The organism is Chitinophaga sp. 01L420, from assembly GCF_056399985.1.
The window spans coordinates 289418-305317 of the sequence record NZ_JBFTSK010000006.1; the positions used below are offsets into that span (position 1 = coordinate 289418).

Genomic DNA, 15900 nt, shown 5'->3' on the forward strand with positions numbered 1-15900 from the left:
TTTTGAAAAGAATTACGAAGTAAGAATTACGAATGACGGATTTGTGAGTAGATCTTCGGATATCATCTACCCACAAATCCGTCATTCGTAATTTGTAATTCGTAATTATCTATTTGACCTGCAGCAGATCTGTTAAACTCACTTTGAAGGCATCCGCATAACGCTGCAGCATTTTTGGGGGAAGCCGTTTAAAAACACCCGGCTTCATATGCCTTTTTACCTGCCATTGAAACTTCCCGACATAACTTGCCAGCAAAGGCAGATCCATCAGGTTCTTTTCCATATAATAGGCAACGGGACTGATCTCTCCTGCTTCCACGCGGGCGCGGGCAGCTTTCACCCGCTCATTTACTTCTTCCCAGGCCTGGTCCAGTGCAATGTTTTCCGGTTCCCATCCTGCACTCTGCACCTGCACATAATTGCCGGAATTATCCACTGCATACATAATCTGCTTGAATGTACCTTCATGCAGGTTATCACTATCCTGCGGTACTTCCTCTTTTTTCATGATGCCAGTTTTAGATGTGACGCTTATACTACGGTAATGTGTGCATAAGCATAAGAAAAACGTGCACTTTCCGGAACCATTAATACCACTTTCTGTCCTTTCTTAAAGCGACCGGTATTCATCAGTTCTTCCAGCATCAGGTAAGGAGATGCGGTACCTACGTTACCCACATTGGCCAGATTGGTGAACCATTTTTCCAGTTTCACCGGCACGCCTAAACGGGTAATTTCCTCATCTATTTTTACCCTGAAAAATTCAGAAGAAAGATGCGGCAGGAAGAAGTCCAGTTCTTCCAGGTTGATGTTATGACGTTCTACCAGCTCTTTCCACATTTTTGCTCCGGAAGGAACTATATTTTTACCCAGTAAGCGGGTGTCTTGTTTAAATGAAAATACACTGTGTTGTGCCCACTCTTCCGGCGTCATATCTATCCAGCCGGTGGTGCTGCCATCTGGCTGCTTAATAGCACCTGCATACATACAGGTTTCCAGTTCATTGGCATATGATAATATTTCTACCCAGTCTACCCGCAGCGATAAACCCTCTTCATTTGGTTTATCCTGGAACAAAGCAGCACTGGCGCCATCAGATAACATCCAACGGAGAAAATCCTTTTCAAAAGCGATGATCGGATTTTCATCCAGGCTTTTCAGATTCTCTGCTTCCGGTTGAAATTTCTGAGCCAGCATCCAGGCAGAAAATTTTTCAGAACCGGTACTTACGGCATTGGTTGTATTGCCGCAACGAATAGACATCCATGCATATTTGAAAGCCTGCATACCAGCTGCACAAGCACCCGTAGCTGCAATCAGCTCTACCGGCTGGCATTTCAGGATGCCATGTACCATTGCTGCATGATTGGGTAGCAACTGATCAGGAGAAGTGGTGCCGCAGGCCAGTAATTCTAATTTGCTGATCGGAAATTTCTCATCAAACAATTGTTCTACTGCTGTTGCCGTCATCTCCGCATTGGAATGAGTAGAATTCCCTTCCTTGTCCAAAGAATAGTAACGCGTTTTTATTTTGTTGTTACCCAGAATCTTTAAACGGGCACGGGAAGCCTTTCCATCTACCATGCCGAGAATGCTCTCCATTTCATCATTTTCAACAGGCTTGTTAGGTAAAAATTTAGACAGCCTGGTAATATAAACTTCCTTCATTTGAATATTATTCGTCTTTTAAGGCTACATGTAAAACCTGATCAGAACTGTCTTGCCTTGCCAGCCAGCTCACAGTGATAAACATATTTAAATTTAATATACGTTGTATATAGACGTAAATATAGAATTCTAATTGGAATTACAACTATCACGCCATGGCGTAAAGCTAGCTATAATGCATGTTAACGCAAGGAAATACCCTTATAGTAATCCACCTCACGACGCAGTTGGTTCTTCTTTAGATTTATTTGTATAAGAGAAGTGATCAGCGAGATAGGCGTTAAAACAAAAATCCCTGCCAGCAGCAACCCTCTGTACATAGATACCCGTCCCTGCCGGGAAGCAGCACCGGGTCCGCCTTTGGCACTAATGAATCTGGCCCAGAAGCGGAAAGCCTTTATTCCTTTACCTTCCAGGACTACCAGGTTGGGTACTAACGCAACTGCATCCAGGGAAAGCAGTTGCGGATGCAACTCCTCCCATTGGTTACGCAGTAATGCATTTTCTATGGGCCCGGCAAAACGACCGGAAGTAACAATCTCATTCTCCTGCACACCCGCCTGAGGTAAAAACCGCGTGGCCTCCTTTTTACCTTTAAACGCCCAACRCAGAATGGTAATAACAGATATAAGATTGGGAGATTTATCTACCAGCACTATATTGCCAACCAGATTAGCGCCCGCCTGCTGCAGGTAATTTTTTACTTTTTCCTGCGCATTCAGCCACATATTTCTGCTACCCAGCAAGGTAATCACCTTTTTACCCTTCAACAGTTGCTTAGCAGCCTCACTTTGCAGAAAAGCAGCCGTAGGCTGTGAAGGAGATAAAAACCAGGGCTGATAAGCCAGTATTACCAGATCGAAAGCTGCATTCACATCCACTTTCAACGGCTGTATTGCCCGCGGAGTAGACTGAACGGTTTCCGGCATGGTATCATAAAACTGCTGTTTTCCCCAGGGGAATGGGAACGGCGTTACAGGCACCAGTTGCTCGAACGTAATATCTGCTTTGCCCTCCAACGGCGCCAGCACATGATCAATAATCCTTTTCAATTGCCCTGTCTGGGTATAATATACCACCAGGATCTTCGGTCTTTCGTTCATAAAAGGAATAGGAGTTCAACAATTCAAGACGTAAATCAACAATTCAAATGGCAAAATCCACAATTCAAGCTGTAAACATACAAAAAAACAGCAATCATTCATGTGATTTAATGATAATTTGACGCGAAGTCTTGATGGGATGGGGTATAAAAAAAAGGGGTAATATATTGTGCCCCAGCCAGGTACAGCATCAACCGGTGTAATTTAGCGAATGCTGTACCTGGACTCAAGGACTTGTTATGTTCTATTAAAACATTCCTATAAACAGATAAACTGTACGAAATATGATTTCAGAAATGTTAAAGATTTGCCAATGTTAATATCTAATTTTTCTGTATAGATCCGGAACCGGCTACAGAAGAAGATATCTGGGGAGCACCTTTATATTTTACATCTCCGGAGCCTGCAATTTTTGCATTCAGCTTTACACTGGCATATACATCTGCATCGCCGCTACCGGCAATGGAGATRTCCACATTTTCCGAGAGCAGGTCACTGCCTTTGAAATTACCACTACCGGCAATAGATAAGTTCACCTCTTTGGTTTCTCCCTTCAGAAACATATTTCCCGAACCGGAAATAGATGCCTTCACCGCTGGTGCATTCACTTCTCCCCTGACATTACCAGAGCCGGACAACGCGATTTTCATATCGGCAGTCGAAGTAAATTTATCCGTCAGCTTCACATCCCCGGAACCTGACAAGCTCACCTCATTTAATTCCGGTGTAGTTAAATACACATTCACATCATTATGTGTGCTGATGGAATAGCCTCTTTTCAGTCGGACAATCAGCCGGCCATCTTCTTCTGTCAGTTCCACCAGTGGGATAATATTATCTTCCGCCTCAATAACAGCGGCTTTGGCGGGGCCTTGCGCCACAAACACATTCATACTGCCCTCCAGCTTTACCCGGTGGAAAGAAGATACCTGCCTGTCTTCCTTGGCAACATGGCCGTTTCCTTTTACGCGATTCTGACCGATCACATCACAGGAGTTAAGCATTAAAATTGCTGAAAAGGCCACCATGGCCTGACATAGGAGCGATTTTGTTGATATCATGGGTTTGGATTATGACAGAAAGGTACACCAGATTTCTGAAATTCGAATTTCAAAATCCGAAATTGCCGGAAGGACTTTATCTTTGCACCACCATGACAGAAAAGATACTTATCCTCGATTTCGGTTCGCAGTATACACAGCTGATTGCACGCAGCATCCGTGAACTGAATGTTTATTGCGAAATTAAGCCTTGTCTTCAGCCCATCGCCTGGGACGAAACGATCAAAGGTGTTATATTATCCGGTAGTCCATTTTCGGTGAATGACGAAAATGCGCCTATCATTGACATTGCGGCCATTGCTGCAAAAGTACCCGTACTTGGCATTTGCTATGGCGCACAGATGATGGCCAAAGTGTTTGGCGGTGAAGTAGCTAAAAGCAACCTCCGCGAATATGGCCGCGCCTTTATGGAGCACAATGACAAAGAGGAAAAGTTATTATATGATATCTCCGCAAAAAGCCAGGTTTGGATGAGCCATGCAGATAGCATTAAACGTATTCCTGAAGCATTTGAAATCATTGCCACTACCGAAAACATACCAGTAGCGGCTTTCAAAAATACTACCCTGGCTGCCAACCCTATGTTCGGTTTGCAGTTTCACCCGGAAGTAACACACTCCCTGGAAGGTAAACTGATCCTCCGCAACTTCCTGTTACATATCTGTAACTGCAGCCAGGACTGGACACCAGCTGCTTTTGTACACGAAACAGTAGAAAAAATAAAAGCACAGGTAGGCGACAAGCGCGTGGTAATGGCATTGAGCGGTGGCGTAGATTCTACCGTAGCTGCTGAACTGATCCACAAAGCCATCGGCAAAAACCTGTTCTGCATATTTGTAGATAACGGTCTGCTGAGAAAAGATGAATTTGATACCGTACTGGAATCCTATAAACATATGGGATTGAATGTAAAAGGAATCAATGCAAAAGATCTTTTCTACGGAAAACTGGCGGGCGTTTCCGATCCGGAACAAAAACGCAAAATCATAGGCGGCCTGTTCATCGATGTTTTCCAGCAGGAAGCCACCCTCCTCACCGACATCTCTTTCCTGGGACAGGGTACCATTTACCCGGATGTAATTGAATCCGTTTCTGTAAACGGTCCTTCCGTTACCATCAAATCCCATCATAACGTAGGCGGATTACCTGAAAAGATGAATATGCAACTGGTAGAACCATTGCGTTTCCTCTTTAAAGATGAAGTACGCCGCGTAGGCCGCGAAATTGGTATCAGCGAGATATTCCTGGGCCGTCACCCGTTCCCGGGTCCTGGTCTGGCTATCCGTATCCTCGGCGCTATCACCCCTGAAAAGGTGCACATGCTGCAGGAAGCGGATAATGTATATGTAGAAGGACTGAAAGAAGCTGGTTTATACGACAAAGTATGGCAGGCGGGTACCATCCTGCTGCCGGTACAAAGCGTTGGCGTAATGGGCGATGAACGCACCTACGAATTCACCGTTGCGTTACGTGCAGTAACCTCCGTGGATGGTATGACTGCTGACTGGGCGCATCTGCCTTACGAATTCCTGGCTAAAATGTCTAACGACATCATTAACAAGGTAAAAGGCATTAACCGCGTAGTATACGATATCAGTTCCAAGCCTCCTGCTACTATTGAGTGGGAATAAAGAAAAATTACGAATTATAAATTACGAATTACGGATTTGTGGATAGATTGTAAACGCGAAAATCTACCTGCAAATCCGTAATTCGTAATTCGTAATTTGTAATTCTTTTCGCCCCCGGAATGATTTTTGTAAATTAGCGCCAATTATGAACCATTTAGTTTCTATAAAACACCTGATATCCGGACTGGTATTATTGGTATTGATCAGCTCCTGCTCTTCTTCCAGGAAAAGCACCAAACGGGTAGACGGACCTCCGCCTTCTTTGAGTAAGCCTGCGCCGGCTAAAAAACCGGAAGAAAAGAAAACAACCGCAGCAAAAGCACCTTTCAATGTGCCGGCATTTGGTAAAGAAGTAAAGAAAGAGACCTATAACATCGCCTTCTTTGCTCCCTTATACCTGGATTCCGTGTTTGCCACCTCCACTGATATTCCCGGCCGCACCATGCCTAAATACGTGTTACCCGGACTGGAATTCTATGAAGGAGCCCAACTGGCACTGGACACCCTCCAACAACAGGGCTATAACCTGAAAGTGACCGTTTACGACAGCAAATCCAAACAAAGCATACCTGCTATCATCCGCAGCAAAGCACTGGATAATACAGATCTTATCATCGGCTCCGTAAGCAATCCGGAACTGAAAGAACTCAGTGATTTCGCAAAAGAAAAAGAAATTAACTTCGTTTCCGGCACCTTCCCTAATGATGCCGGCATCAGCGATAATCCTTTTTTATATATCTCCAACAGTACCCTGAAAACCCATTGCGAAGCCCTGCAGAATTATGTACAGGACGCTTTCTCCAATAAAAACATTGTGCTGTTCCGTAGGAACACCGCCTTCGAAACAAGACTGGCAGCAGACTTCAAGGCATCCTACGATAAAATGGACAATACTAAAAAAATAAAAATCAAAGAAGTCATCTGGAATGATGCCACCTCTACTGAGGAAATCTCTAAATACCTGCTGACAGATCGTACCAACATCATCATCGTGACTGCACTGGACGAAACCGGCGCCAAAAACCTGCTGCGCAAGCTCAGCGTTTCTGCCAACACTTATCCCCTGCAGATTTTCGGGATGCCTACCTGGGATGTGATTAAGCTGAAAGAACCGGAGTTTAAAGGCTTACAGGTGTATTATTCATCTCCCTACTATAACGACAAAACAGATGCCTACAGCAGGTATATAAGCGACTACTTCCGCAGAACATATAAGGCACGCCCCTCCGACATGGCCTACAAAGGCTTTGACCTGACCTATTACTTTGTAAAACTGCTGCATACCAACGGCGTTTATTTCAATGGCATGGTCAGCGAATCGCCGAAAGTAATTACCAGTTACAATTTCCTGCCAGTGTATCTGAAAGAAGGAGAAGCAACACCTTCCTACTTTGAAAATAAAAATATCTACATCATCCAGAAAGGAGATAGTGCAGATATTAAGATGAATAAATAGTTGCCCGGCAACTGATCTTCTGTCGTGCCATGACCCGGGTCATGGCACGATTTTTTTTGCGTATATTCCCTTATATGAATGTGCTGCAATTTACCGACAACGGCATCTATTGTCCGGCAGGCGATTTCTACATAGATCCCTGGAAACCCGTTAAGCGCGCGGTCATCACACATGCACACTCCGATCACGCACGTTGGGGAAATCAATACTACTTATGTGAAAATACTTCCGTCCCTCTGCTACGGCTCAGGTTAGGCAACGACATCCAGGTGCAGGGTGTTGCTTACGGTGAGTCGCTGTTTTTTAATGGGGTAAAAGTTTCGCTGCATCCCGCCGGACATATGATAGGCGCTGCACAGGTGCGGGTGGAACAGGACGGCGAAGTATGGGTGGCCAGCGGAGATTACAAACTGGAAAACGATGGTTTGTCGGTCCCGTTCGAACCATTGCGTTGTCATACCTTCATTACCGAATCTACTTTTGGGCTGCCCATTTATCGCTGGGAGCCTCAGCAACAAATTTTCAATAACATAACGCAATGGATATATGCCAATCAGCAGGCAGGCAAAGCCAGTGTGTTATTGGCTTACAGCCTGGGCAAAGCCCAGCGGTTGCTTTACCACCTGAAAGATAAAGTCGATCACTTTCTGGCACACGGGGCCATTGCTATTCCACACGAGGTGCTGCTAAAAGAAGGATGGCGGCTGCCGCCCGTAGAAAGGATTACGCCGGAAACGCCTAAATCTGCCTTTAAAAATGCAGTGATTATAGCACCGCCTTCGGCAGAAGATAACGCCTGGATGCGCAGGTTTCAGCCCTACGCACTGGGTATTTGCAGTGGCTGGATGCAGGTGCGCGGTAATATGCGCCGGCGCAATGCAGACGCAGGCTTCGCCCTGTCTGATCATGCTGACTGGACGGGATTACTGGAAGCTGTTACCGCCACCGGAGCAGAACAGGTGTTTGTTACCCATGGCTTCAGCAGCGTTTTTGCCCGTTACCTGAATGAAAAAGGGATCAATGCAAAGGAAGTAACCACTTCCTACGGAGATGAAGAACTGATTACTAACCCTGAAACTTAAGCCTTGCAACAATTTGCTCAACTGGTACAATTATTAAGCAATAGCACCAAAACCAACGAAAAACTGGAGGCGCTGAGCCAATACTTTGCTACCGCACCCGACAAAGATAAAAGCTGGGTGCTGGCACTGTTCTCCGGGCGTCGCCCCAAACGAACTGTCAACAGCACACAGTTAAAAACATGGTGCATGCAGGCTACTTCCATCTCCGACTGGCTATTTGACGAATGTTATCACACCGTAGGCGACCTGGCAGAAACCATTGCATTATTACTACCGCCAGGCACCGCTCCCATGGCAGCACCCCTGCACTATTGGCTGGAACAGCTCCAACAACTGGAAAAAGCAGAAGAGAGCATGAAGCAATCCTTCATCCTGGAAGCCTGGAATGCACTGGATAGTGGGGAAAGATTCGTGTTTAATAAACTGATCACCGGAGGATTTCGTATAGGCGTGTCTCAGAAAATGATGGTAAATGCACTGGCAAAAACTTATCATATTGAAGCAGCTACCCTCTCACATATGATCAGCGGCAACTGGGATCCCCGTAATGTAACCATTGAAGAATTACTACACCAGCATACTACCGGCGCAGATGCTTCCCGCCCTTATCCGTTTTACCTGGCCTATGCACTGGAAGGAGCCCCAGCCACACTGGGCACAGAAAAAGACTGGCAGGCAGAATGGAAATGGGACGGTATCCGCGGACAAATTATCAAACGGGAAAATCAGTTATTTGTATGGTCACGGGGAGAGGAACTGATCACTGAAAAATTCCCGGAATTCACCCAATTGCTAACGGCCCTACCCGATGGCACTGTACTGGATGGAGAAATACTCACCTTCACCAACGGCATGCCGTTGCCCTTTCAAACGTTGCAAACAAGAATTGGCAGAAAAAATGTTACCCGCAAACAATTGCAGGAAGCACCCGTTATTTTTCTCTCTTATGATTTGCTGGAATGGGAAGGGAGTGATATGCGGGAGAAACCATTGGCAGAGCGCCGCGCCTTACTGGAACAACTGGTACAGCAAACCAGCTTACCGGTATTACAATTATCACCGGAAATTATTTTTGATACCTGGGAACAACTCACCGCGCTACGCGGGCAATCACGCGATAAAGGCAGTGAGGGACTAATGCTAAAAAAACGAATCGCCGCCTATCAGGTAGGCCGCAAACGCGGTGATTGGTGGAAATGGAAAATCGATCCATTAACCATTGACGCCGTAATGATTTACGCCCAGAAAGGCCATGGCCGACGCTCTAATTTATATACCGATTATACCTTTGCCGTAAAAGATGGAGACCAGTTGGTGCCCTTTACCAAGGCCTATTCCGGCCTCACAGATAAAGAAATTGCTGAAGTAGACAACTGGATCAAACGACACTCACTGGAAAAATTCGGCCCCGTGAGAACCGTACAACCGGAACTCGTATTTGAAATTGCCTTTGAAGGCATTGCTGCTTCCAACCGTCACAAATCCGGTGTGGCACTACGCTTTCCACGTATTAACCGTTGGAGAAAAGACAAGCCTGTAACAGAAATAAATACATTGGAAGACCTGAAGGAATTACTACGACTGAATGGACACCACCCTGACGCCTGATTTATTACGACGATAAAACAACAACAGCTGCCCAATAGCGGCCAACCCCAACAGCACCAATACGCCTAATCCTGCCCCATATGCACTCCAGCCCTTTGTATCCGCCACCTGCATCACCAGCCCTACCAACGATAAGCCAAGGCCCCCACCAAGCGCATTAGCAGTACCATTAATACCTGAAGCCAGCCCCTGCTGCCGCTCAGGTACCGACTGCACCGCCAATATCGTTACGCAGGGAAAGCTAATCGCCATCCCAAAGGAATTAATACAACCTACGGCACAAAAAATAAATAAAAGCGCATGGTCCGTAAAATAACTACCAATGAAAAACAGGATACCACACAGCATACATACATTACCAATAATCCCCGTTTTCACCACACCCAATCGCTCAAACAAATGAGGTAATACAAACTTTGAAATAATACCAGATAATATGCTGAAGGGGAATAACAACAACCCGGCCTGTGAAGAAGAAAAGTGAAGATCTTTCTGCAGATAAAGCGTCAACATAAATATATAACTCAGAAAAACGCTTCCCAGCAGTATTGCGCCTACATTCCCGGTGATCACACCCCGCAAACGGAACAAGCGGAAATCTACTAACGGCGACGTATGAACGCGTTCACGACGCACAAAAAACAGCCCCGCTACAATGAACAAAAACAACAGCGATAAATACTTTGTATAGTGGTCAGCGATATTACCCAAATCATGTATCAGCCAGGCGGCCAGCATCATCAATAACGTGATCAGGATAGCACTTAACGCATTATGCACCGGCTTCACTGTAGGCTTTTCATCTGCAGGAATGTATACTGCTGCCAGCATGATCGCTACACCAATTACCGGTACATTTATAAAAAATACCCATTGCCAGCCCAGATAATTACTGATCAATCCTCCAATGGCCAAACCTGTAGCAAAACCTATTCCTGCCATCGCTCCAAAAATACCCAGGGCACGATTCCTGGCAGCGGGCTCCGTAAATGTATTAGTGATGACAGCCATAGCAGCAGGAATAGCTAATGCAACCCCGGCTCCCTGTAGTGCCCTGCATACCAGCAACCAGGCAAAAGAATGCGAAAATCCGGCTGCCAGCGAAGCCAGCACAAATGAAACAGCGCCCGTAATAAATATCTTCTTCCTGCCCTGGGTATCCGCTAAACGCCCACCCAACAGCACCAGGCCGGCATAAAATAATACATATACTGTCTGCACCCATTGAATAGCGTCTGCACCAAAATGAAAAAATAATTCCATCTGTGGTATGGCCATGTTCAACACGGATACATCCAATGCTTCAAAAAATATAGCCATGCAGGCTACCGTCAAAATGATTCGTTGCTTTCTCACCATGCAAACCTAAAAAAACATTTCAATAGTAATTTAATCTTAAAATTTTTGGAACAAATCACTGTTTCAAGACAAATAAATAGATATTTGTTCCAAACACATAGTATCATGATCAACAAAAAAGAACATCATACGGATACACCACTTCACCTGGATGAAAAAGATATGGGCATCCTGAGATTATTACAGGTGGATGCTAAAATGACGATCCGGGATATTGCTGGTCAACTGAACCTTAGTACTACACCTGTATATGAACGCATCCGCAAAATGGAGCAGGCAGGGGTTATTAAACAATATGCCGCGATTGTAGATCCGCGGAAAATAAATAAAAGCCTTACCGTATTATGTTATATCACCCTTAAAGAACATAATAAAAAGTACGGTAAGAAATTTATTCAGGAGATATTAAACTTTACAGAGGTCACCGAATGCCTGAACATTTCAGGGGAATTTGACTTCATGATAAAAGTACAGGTAAAGGACATGGATGAATACCGTGAATTTTATGTAAACAAACTGGGGGAGTTAGATAATCTAAGCCATACACAAAGTATATTTGTAATTTCCGTTATTAAGGCGACCCACCAGGTGGTTTTTTAGCGTTATGATCTTTAAACATTCCCAATACCTATGTTCAGACTATACACATTATTGTGTGCAGGATGTTTTCTATTATCCCAGATAAATGCCAACGCCCAATCCCGGCTGTTTTCGCATGCTATAGGCGGAGGATTGTTTGCAGGCAATAGTTATCTCGGTGCGGGTATCGTTTATTCCCCCCGGTTGAATTTCCTGCGCTTCTCTGACCAATCCGTTCTGTCCCTGGGTACCCATATAGGTCTGGGTACAACCGTCAACGATAATTACAACAGTAATACCGGTGGTAATTCTACCAGCATATTTATGGCCAACATACCAGTACTCCTCACCTGGAACTTTGGAAATGCAGCTACCAACTATGCCTATACGAAATGGGGCTTTTTTGCCGGCGCTGGTTATGGCTTTCAGAATGCTACAAGGGGAGTGGAATTCATTGATGACGAAGAAGTGAGCACTAACCAGATACATGTATCAGGCATTGTACTCAGCGCGGGACTAAGGTTACCGGTTAAAAACCATTCCTTCGGATTACGCGTTGCCTATATGTTCAATAATAACCAATACAACCCGGATATTTCCGGTATTACCACCATAGGTATCGATTATAATATTGGGGTGAAGATTAAAAGACCCAAATAATCAAGCTAAATACGGCTCCCTTTTGTAACCTGATGTCCCCCGTACCCCAACGATCCGTCCAACCACAGCAGGATGGAGTCTATCAAGATAAGCATCTTAAAATAACACGTATATCGGATGGTTTTTCGGGTAACTTAACATCCCTTTTATCCGTCCTATACACATGAAATACTTATCCCTTCCCCTGATCGTATTTTTAAATACCCTGTTCATTACAACATCTGCCCAGAAAAAAAACTCTTTTCAGATGGCATTAGGTGGTGGCAGTATTCGCGGAGAACACCACAGCGCTGTGATGTTTAACTTGGAGCCCCGGGTCAACCTGTATGAATTTTCAGATAAATCAAGTCTGTCTGTTGGCTCCAGCCTTGGTGTAGGACCTACAGGCCCCAATGATTTCCGTACAAAAAACAAGAAACGAAAATTAATTAATCTTCCTGAAATTGGCTATATGGTCAATATGCCCGTTACCCTTAATTACACATTCGGTAATGGCGCAACACCACGTGCCTATAAATACATGGGCTATTCCGTAGGAGTAGGGTATGCCTGGCATACTGCCAGCCGACGGATAGATGCAGGACCCGGCGTTGATACCACTACAATACACGCAAATGGACTGATATGCGACGCTAAAATTAACTTCCCGGTGGGCAATTCCTCCTGGAGTTTACATGCTTCGTATATGTTTAATTTCGCCAAAATGAACCCGGATATAAACGCTATCAACAGTATCTCCCTGCAGTATACGTTTGGTTATCACATTCACAAACCGGATGGGCTTCGCTATAAAGACCGTGAATATTACCGGGAGATCGCCCGCCAGAAAAGAGAAGAAAAGAAAAAAAAGCGGGACCTGTTTTACGAAACGAAAAGAAAAAAAACGTTGTGAGTATTATCTCCCGAAAAAATCATTTCTCCACTGGATTCATCACATCAAAGCCCGCATGAAAGTCCAGGTAACCTGCGGCAGATTCTCYCGGATCAAATACTACTACCATGGAACAAACCGGCTTTTTACTGCGGACATTTGAAGTCTCAAATGCAATYCCCATCTTAGTATCTTCATATACAGCGATGCGTCTTGCTTTATTGGCAGATTCGTAGGTTTGTACTAGTTGAACACCGGGATAAGCCTTCTTAATTGCCGCCATACTACTGCCGGCACCTACTCCCTTCGCCGTTTTAAACCGGGGTGAATTTACACGGATCTGTTTTACATACTGGGTATCCTGCGTACGCATAGCAGTAAATACCGCTACCATATGTGAAGAATCAATGCCCTTATCTTTTTTACGACTATACCAGATACGCCATGCTTTCATCATCGCAGCATCACCTCCATCCGGCTTACCTAATACAGCAAGGCTCTGAGACGGTGTTTCCAATGTTATCTGCCCGATAGATTTGCCCGGAACAATCAGCCAGGGCGCCTTTTGAGCATAACCTACAGATGATAACAACAACATAAACAACCCTATAATCATGTAACGCATAAAATAGCCATTTGAATAACCTTGACAAAAATACTGCCACTATCACAAGATAATTTTATTATATATAAAAGTTAAAAGGATGCGAAAAAAATCATGTAAGGATTTCCTTAACACTTACACCTATAATTTTACGTTCGTAAGGCCTTACCGTAGTACCTATTAATAACTGTAACTTTAATTATCCAACAACTCTAACAAATGAAAAAAGCGTTATTGCTTCTGTTGCCCTTTACGGCAGCGGCCCTGACTACCCATGCTCAAAAACTGAACTATGGTATAAAAGGAGGCCTTAATCTATCCAATGACATCACCAGATTTGAACGCTACTTTCCCTCATTTTACGCGGGCGGTTTTGCAGAACTTAAACTTAGCAAACATTGGGGGGTGCAGTCCGAATTACTGTACGCTCAATCCGGGGAATATTATACAGATCACAAGGGTTCTTTCAGTAAAAAAAAACATAACTACCTCAATATTCCAGTTATGCTGAAATATTACATCATACCTAACCTATACGTGGAAGTAGGTCCGGAGTTGAACATACTCCTCCAGGCAAAAGAGGAGACCGACCGCGATGAAACGGATCTTACGCAGTATTACAGACGCACGAACCTCTCTGCTGGCGCAGGTATCGGTTATAAACTACCTTTGGGTCTGGGCGTATCCGCCAGGTATATGTTTGGTGTAAGTAACAAATCACAATCAGGAAGTTACTATACCAGCAACTTGCAGGTTGGTATTAACTACACCTTCCATAGAAAAAAATAAGCTGGCCCCATCCATTGATTGTAAAGCTCCTCTGGTCAAGCGCCGGAGGAGCTTTTTTTATACTCCGGAATAAAGTGGAATACTTTAATTTTGGTAACATGTTACTCAAATTTCCAAAAGATCAGGACGGACAACAAATACTGAAAGCCGGCAACACTCACTTCGCGATGCTGAAAAAACGCAGTATGGCGGATAAACGCACTATTTTCCTGAATGAAAACGTGATGATATTTGTATTGTCCGGGTACAAATTACTACACTTTGATCGTAACACCGTCAAAGTAGAAGCAGGTTCCCTCCTGCTGATGAAACGTGGCTTTTACGTCATGTCTGATTTTGTGGAAGATGGACTTAATTTCGAAAGCCTGCTGATTTATTTTTCAGATGAACAACTACGCAGATTTCTACATAAATTCAATTATACCACACCCGTAAAAACATCCGGAGGAGATCATCTCACCCTCCCTTTAAACCCGCTCCTGGAAGCATTCCGGCAACAGTATCTTTCTTATTTTACACAAACTCCCGACACACTGGCCGCTTTATTATCTGTAAAGTTATATGAGATATTCCTGTTACTGCTGGCCACTCCGCAGCAGTCATCCATACTGGCATTCATGCAGCAAATTGTATATGCGCAACCATCCGACATTGCATTTGTTGTAAAACAACATTTATTCCAACCCCTCACATTACCTGAACTGGCCAAATTATCCGGGCGCAGCCTGGCTTCCTTCAAACGCGATTTTCAGCAACAATACCACGCCGCTCCTAAACGCTGGATCAATGAACAAAGATTATCCTACGCACAAACGCTGCTGCAAACCACCTCCAAACAAGTGGCTGAAATAGCCATGGAATGCGGATTTGAAAGTACGTCCCATTTTATCCGCATCTTTAAACAAACCTACGGCACCACCCCTAATAGTGAAAGAGCCAAAAAGGCTATTATCTGAGCTATTCGCGTTACCGGCAACTACTATTCTCCCTGTAATTTTGCATCTATAAAAACAATATCATGCAAACAATACAGGAAAAGAACAAAGCAGTGGTGAAACGTTTCAACGAAGCATTTATCATTAAAGGAGATCTGCAGGCATTTGAAGAAATAGTAGCACCTGATTTCATTAACCACACCGGCCCCGCCGGCAATAATGACGCCACTGCCACCCGCGATTTTATCATCAAATTACTGCGGCCGGCATTCCCCGATATTCAACTGGAAATTTTTGATATGATAGCGGAAGATGACAAAGTAGTTACCCACAAAGCTTTTACGGGCACCTTCAGCGCACCCTTCCTGGGACAACAGCCTACCGGAAAAAAAGCCACCCTCCGCATTATAGATATTGTACAGCTGAAAGACGAAAAATATGTAGCCCACTGGTCTATACGTGAAATAACAACTGTAGGATGATTTGCCAAATTA

Annotated in this window: 16 protein-coding genes; 10 read left to right on the forward strand and 6 right to left on the reverse strand. The window is 44.4% G+C overall.

Going from position 1 to position 15900, the window contains the following annotated elements:
- Positions 1 to 109: 109 nt before the first annotated feature.
- From DarG to AC1DP6_RS08605, 4 genes are all read right to left on the reverse strand, one after another.
- Complete coding sequence (DarG, locus tag AC1DP6_RS08590) at positions 110 to 508, reverse strand: flexirubin biosynthesis protein DarG (RefSeq protein WP_477054465.1); 399 nt, start codon at positions 506 to 508, stop codon at positions 110 to 112.
- Between the two features lie 23 nt (positions 509 to 531).
- The gene (gene darB / locus AC1DP6_RS08595) at positions 532 to 1668 is read right to left on the reverse strand and encodes a dialkylresorcinol biosynthesis protein DarB (protein ID WP_477054466.1); all 1137 of its coding nucleotides are present in this window, start codon (positions 1666 to 1668) and stop codon (positions 532 to 534) included.
- A 182-nt stretch (positions 1669 to 1850) separates the two neighbouring features.
- The gene (locus AC1DP6_RS08600) at positions 1851 to 2771 is read right to left on the reverse strand and encodes a hypothetical protein (protein WP_477054467.1); all 921 of its coding nucleotides are present in this window, start codon (positions 2769 to 2771) and stop codon (positions 1851 to 1853) included.
- 323 nt (positions 2772 to 3094) lie between these two features.
- A complete protein-coding gene (locus AC1DP6_RS08605; protein WP_477054468.1) occupies positions 3095 to 3832 on the reverse strand; it encodes a head GIN domain-containing protein in 738 nt (245 codons plus the stop codon).
- Between the two features lie 11 nt (positions 3833 to 3843).
- Here AC1DP6_RS08605 and guaA point away from each other — a divergent pair, with 11 nt between their 5' ends.
- The 4 genes from guaA to AC1DP6_RS08625 all read left to right on the forward strand — a co-directional run bounded on the left by guaA (position 3844) and on the right by AC1DP6_RS08625 (position 9609).
- Entirely contained in the window at positions 3844 to 5463 is a 1620-nt protein-coding gene (gene guaA / locus AC1DP6_RS08610) for a glutamine-hydrolyzing GMP synthase (protein ID WP_477054469.1), read from the forward strand.
- Between the two features lie 145 nt (positions 5464 to 5608).
- Complete coding sequence (locus tag AC1DP6_RS08615) at positions 5609 to 6919, forward strand: ABC transporter substrate-binding protein (RefSeq protein ID WP_477054470.1); 1311 nt, start codon at positions 5609 to 5611, stop codon at positions 6917 to 6919.
- Positions 6920 to 6960: 41 nt separating this feature from the next.
- Positions 6961 to 8001, forward strand: coding sequence for a ligase-associated DNA damage response exonuclease (locus tag AC1DP6_RS08620; RefSeq protein ID WP_477054471.1), 1041 nt, complete (start codon positions 6961 to 6963; stop codon positions 7999 to 8001).
- 3 nt (positions 8002 to 8004) lie between these two features.
- The gene (locus AC1DP6_RS08625; protein WP_477054472.1) at positions 8005 to 9609 is read left to right on the forward strand and encodes an ATP-dependent DNA ligase; all 1605 of its coding nucleotides are present in this window, start codon (positions 8005 to 8007) and stop codon (positions 9607 to 9609) included.
- Here the strand turns inward: AC1DP6_RS08625 and AC1DP6_RS08630 are convergent.
- On the reverse strand, positions 9577 to 10929 hold the full coding sequence (locus AC1DP6_RS08630) for an MFS transporter (RefSeq protein ID WP_477054473.1): 1353 nt from the start codon (positions 10927 to 10929) through the stop codon (positions 9577 to 9579). The two genes, AC1DP6_RS08625 and AC1DP6_RS08630, sit on opposite strands and share 33 nt — an antisense overlap.
- Positions 10930 to 11073: 144 nt before the next feature.
- On the opposite strand from AC1DP6_RS08630, the gene AC1DP6_RS08635 reads away from it, so the two are divergent.
- The 3 genes from AC1DP6_RS08635 (at position 11074) to AC1DP6_RS08645 (ending at position 13099) form a co-directional block, all read left to right on the forward strand.
- Complete coding sequence (locus AC1DP6_RS08635; protein WP_441573724.1) at positions 11074 to 11568, forward strand: Lrp/AsnC family transcriptional regulator; 495 nt, start codon at positions 11074 to 11076, stop codon at positions 11566 to 11568.
- Between the two features lie 30 nt (positions 11569 to 11598).
- A complete protein-coding gene (locus AC1DP6_RS08640) occupies positions 11599 to 12207 on the forward strand; it encodes a hypothetical protein (RefSeq protein ID WP_477054474.1) in 609 nt (202 codons plus the stop codon).
- Between the two features lie 163 nt (positions 12208 to 12370).
- The gene (locus AC1DP6_RS08645) at positions 12371 to 13099 is read left to right on the forward strand and encodes a hypothetical protein (RefSeq protein WP_477054475.1); all 729 of its coding nucleotides are present in this window, start codon (positions 12371 to 12373) and stop codon (positions 13097 to 13099) included.
- 19 nt (positions 13100 to 13118) lie between these two features.
- Here AC1DP6_RS08645 and AC1DP6_RS08650 read toward each other — a convergent pair whose 3' ends face one another.
- Positions 13119 to 13703, reverse strand: a complete 585-nt coding sequence (locus tag AC1DP6_RS08650; protein ID WP_477054476.1) for a hypothetical protein — start codon at positions 13701 to 13703, stop codon at positions 13119 to 13121.
- Between the two features lie 198 nt (positions 13704 to 13901).
- Between AC1DP6_RS08650 and AC1DP6_RS08655 the strand changes: the two genes are divergently transcribed.
- From AC1DP6_RS08655 to AC1DP6_RS08665, 3 genes are all read left to right on the forward strand, one after another.
- A complete protein-coding gene (locus AC1DP6_RS08655; protein ID WP_477054477.1) occupies positions 13902 to 14471 on the forward strand; it encodes a porin family protein in 570 nt (189 codons plus the stop codon).
- Between the two features lie 98 nt (positions 14472 to 14569).
- Positions 14570 to 15427 carry a helix-turn-helix domain-containing protein gene (locus AC1DP6_RS08660; protein WP_477054478.1) on the forward strand — a complete coding sequence of 286 codons (858 nt, stop codon included), beginning with the start codon at positions 14570 to 14572 and terminating at the stop codon, positions 15425 to 15427.
- Positions 15428 to 15489: 62 nt separating this feature from the next.
- Positions 15490 to 15888 (forward strand): ester cyclase, encoded by a 399-nt coding sequence (locus AC1DP6_RS08665; protein ID WP_477054479.1) that lies wholly within the window; start codon positions 15490 to 15492, stop codon positions 15886 to 15888.
- The last annotated feature ends 12 nt before the right edge of the window (positions 15889 to 15900 follow it).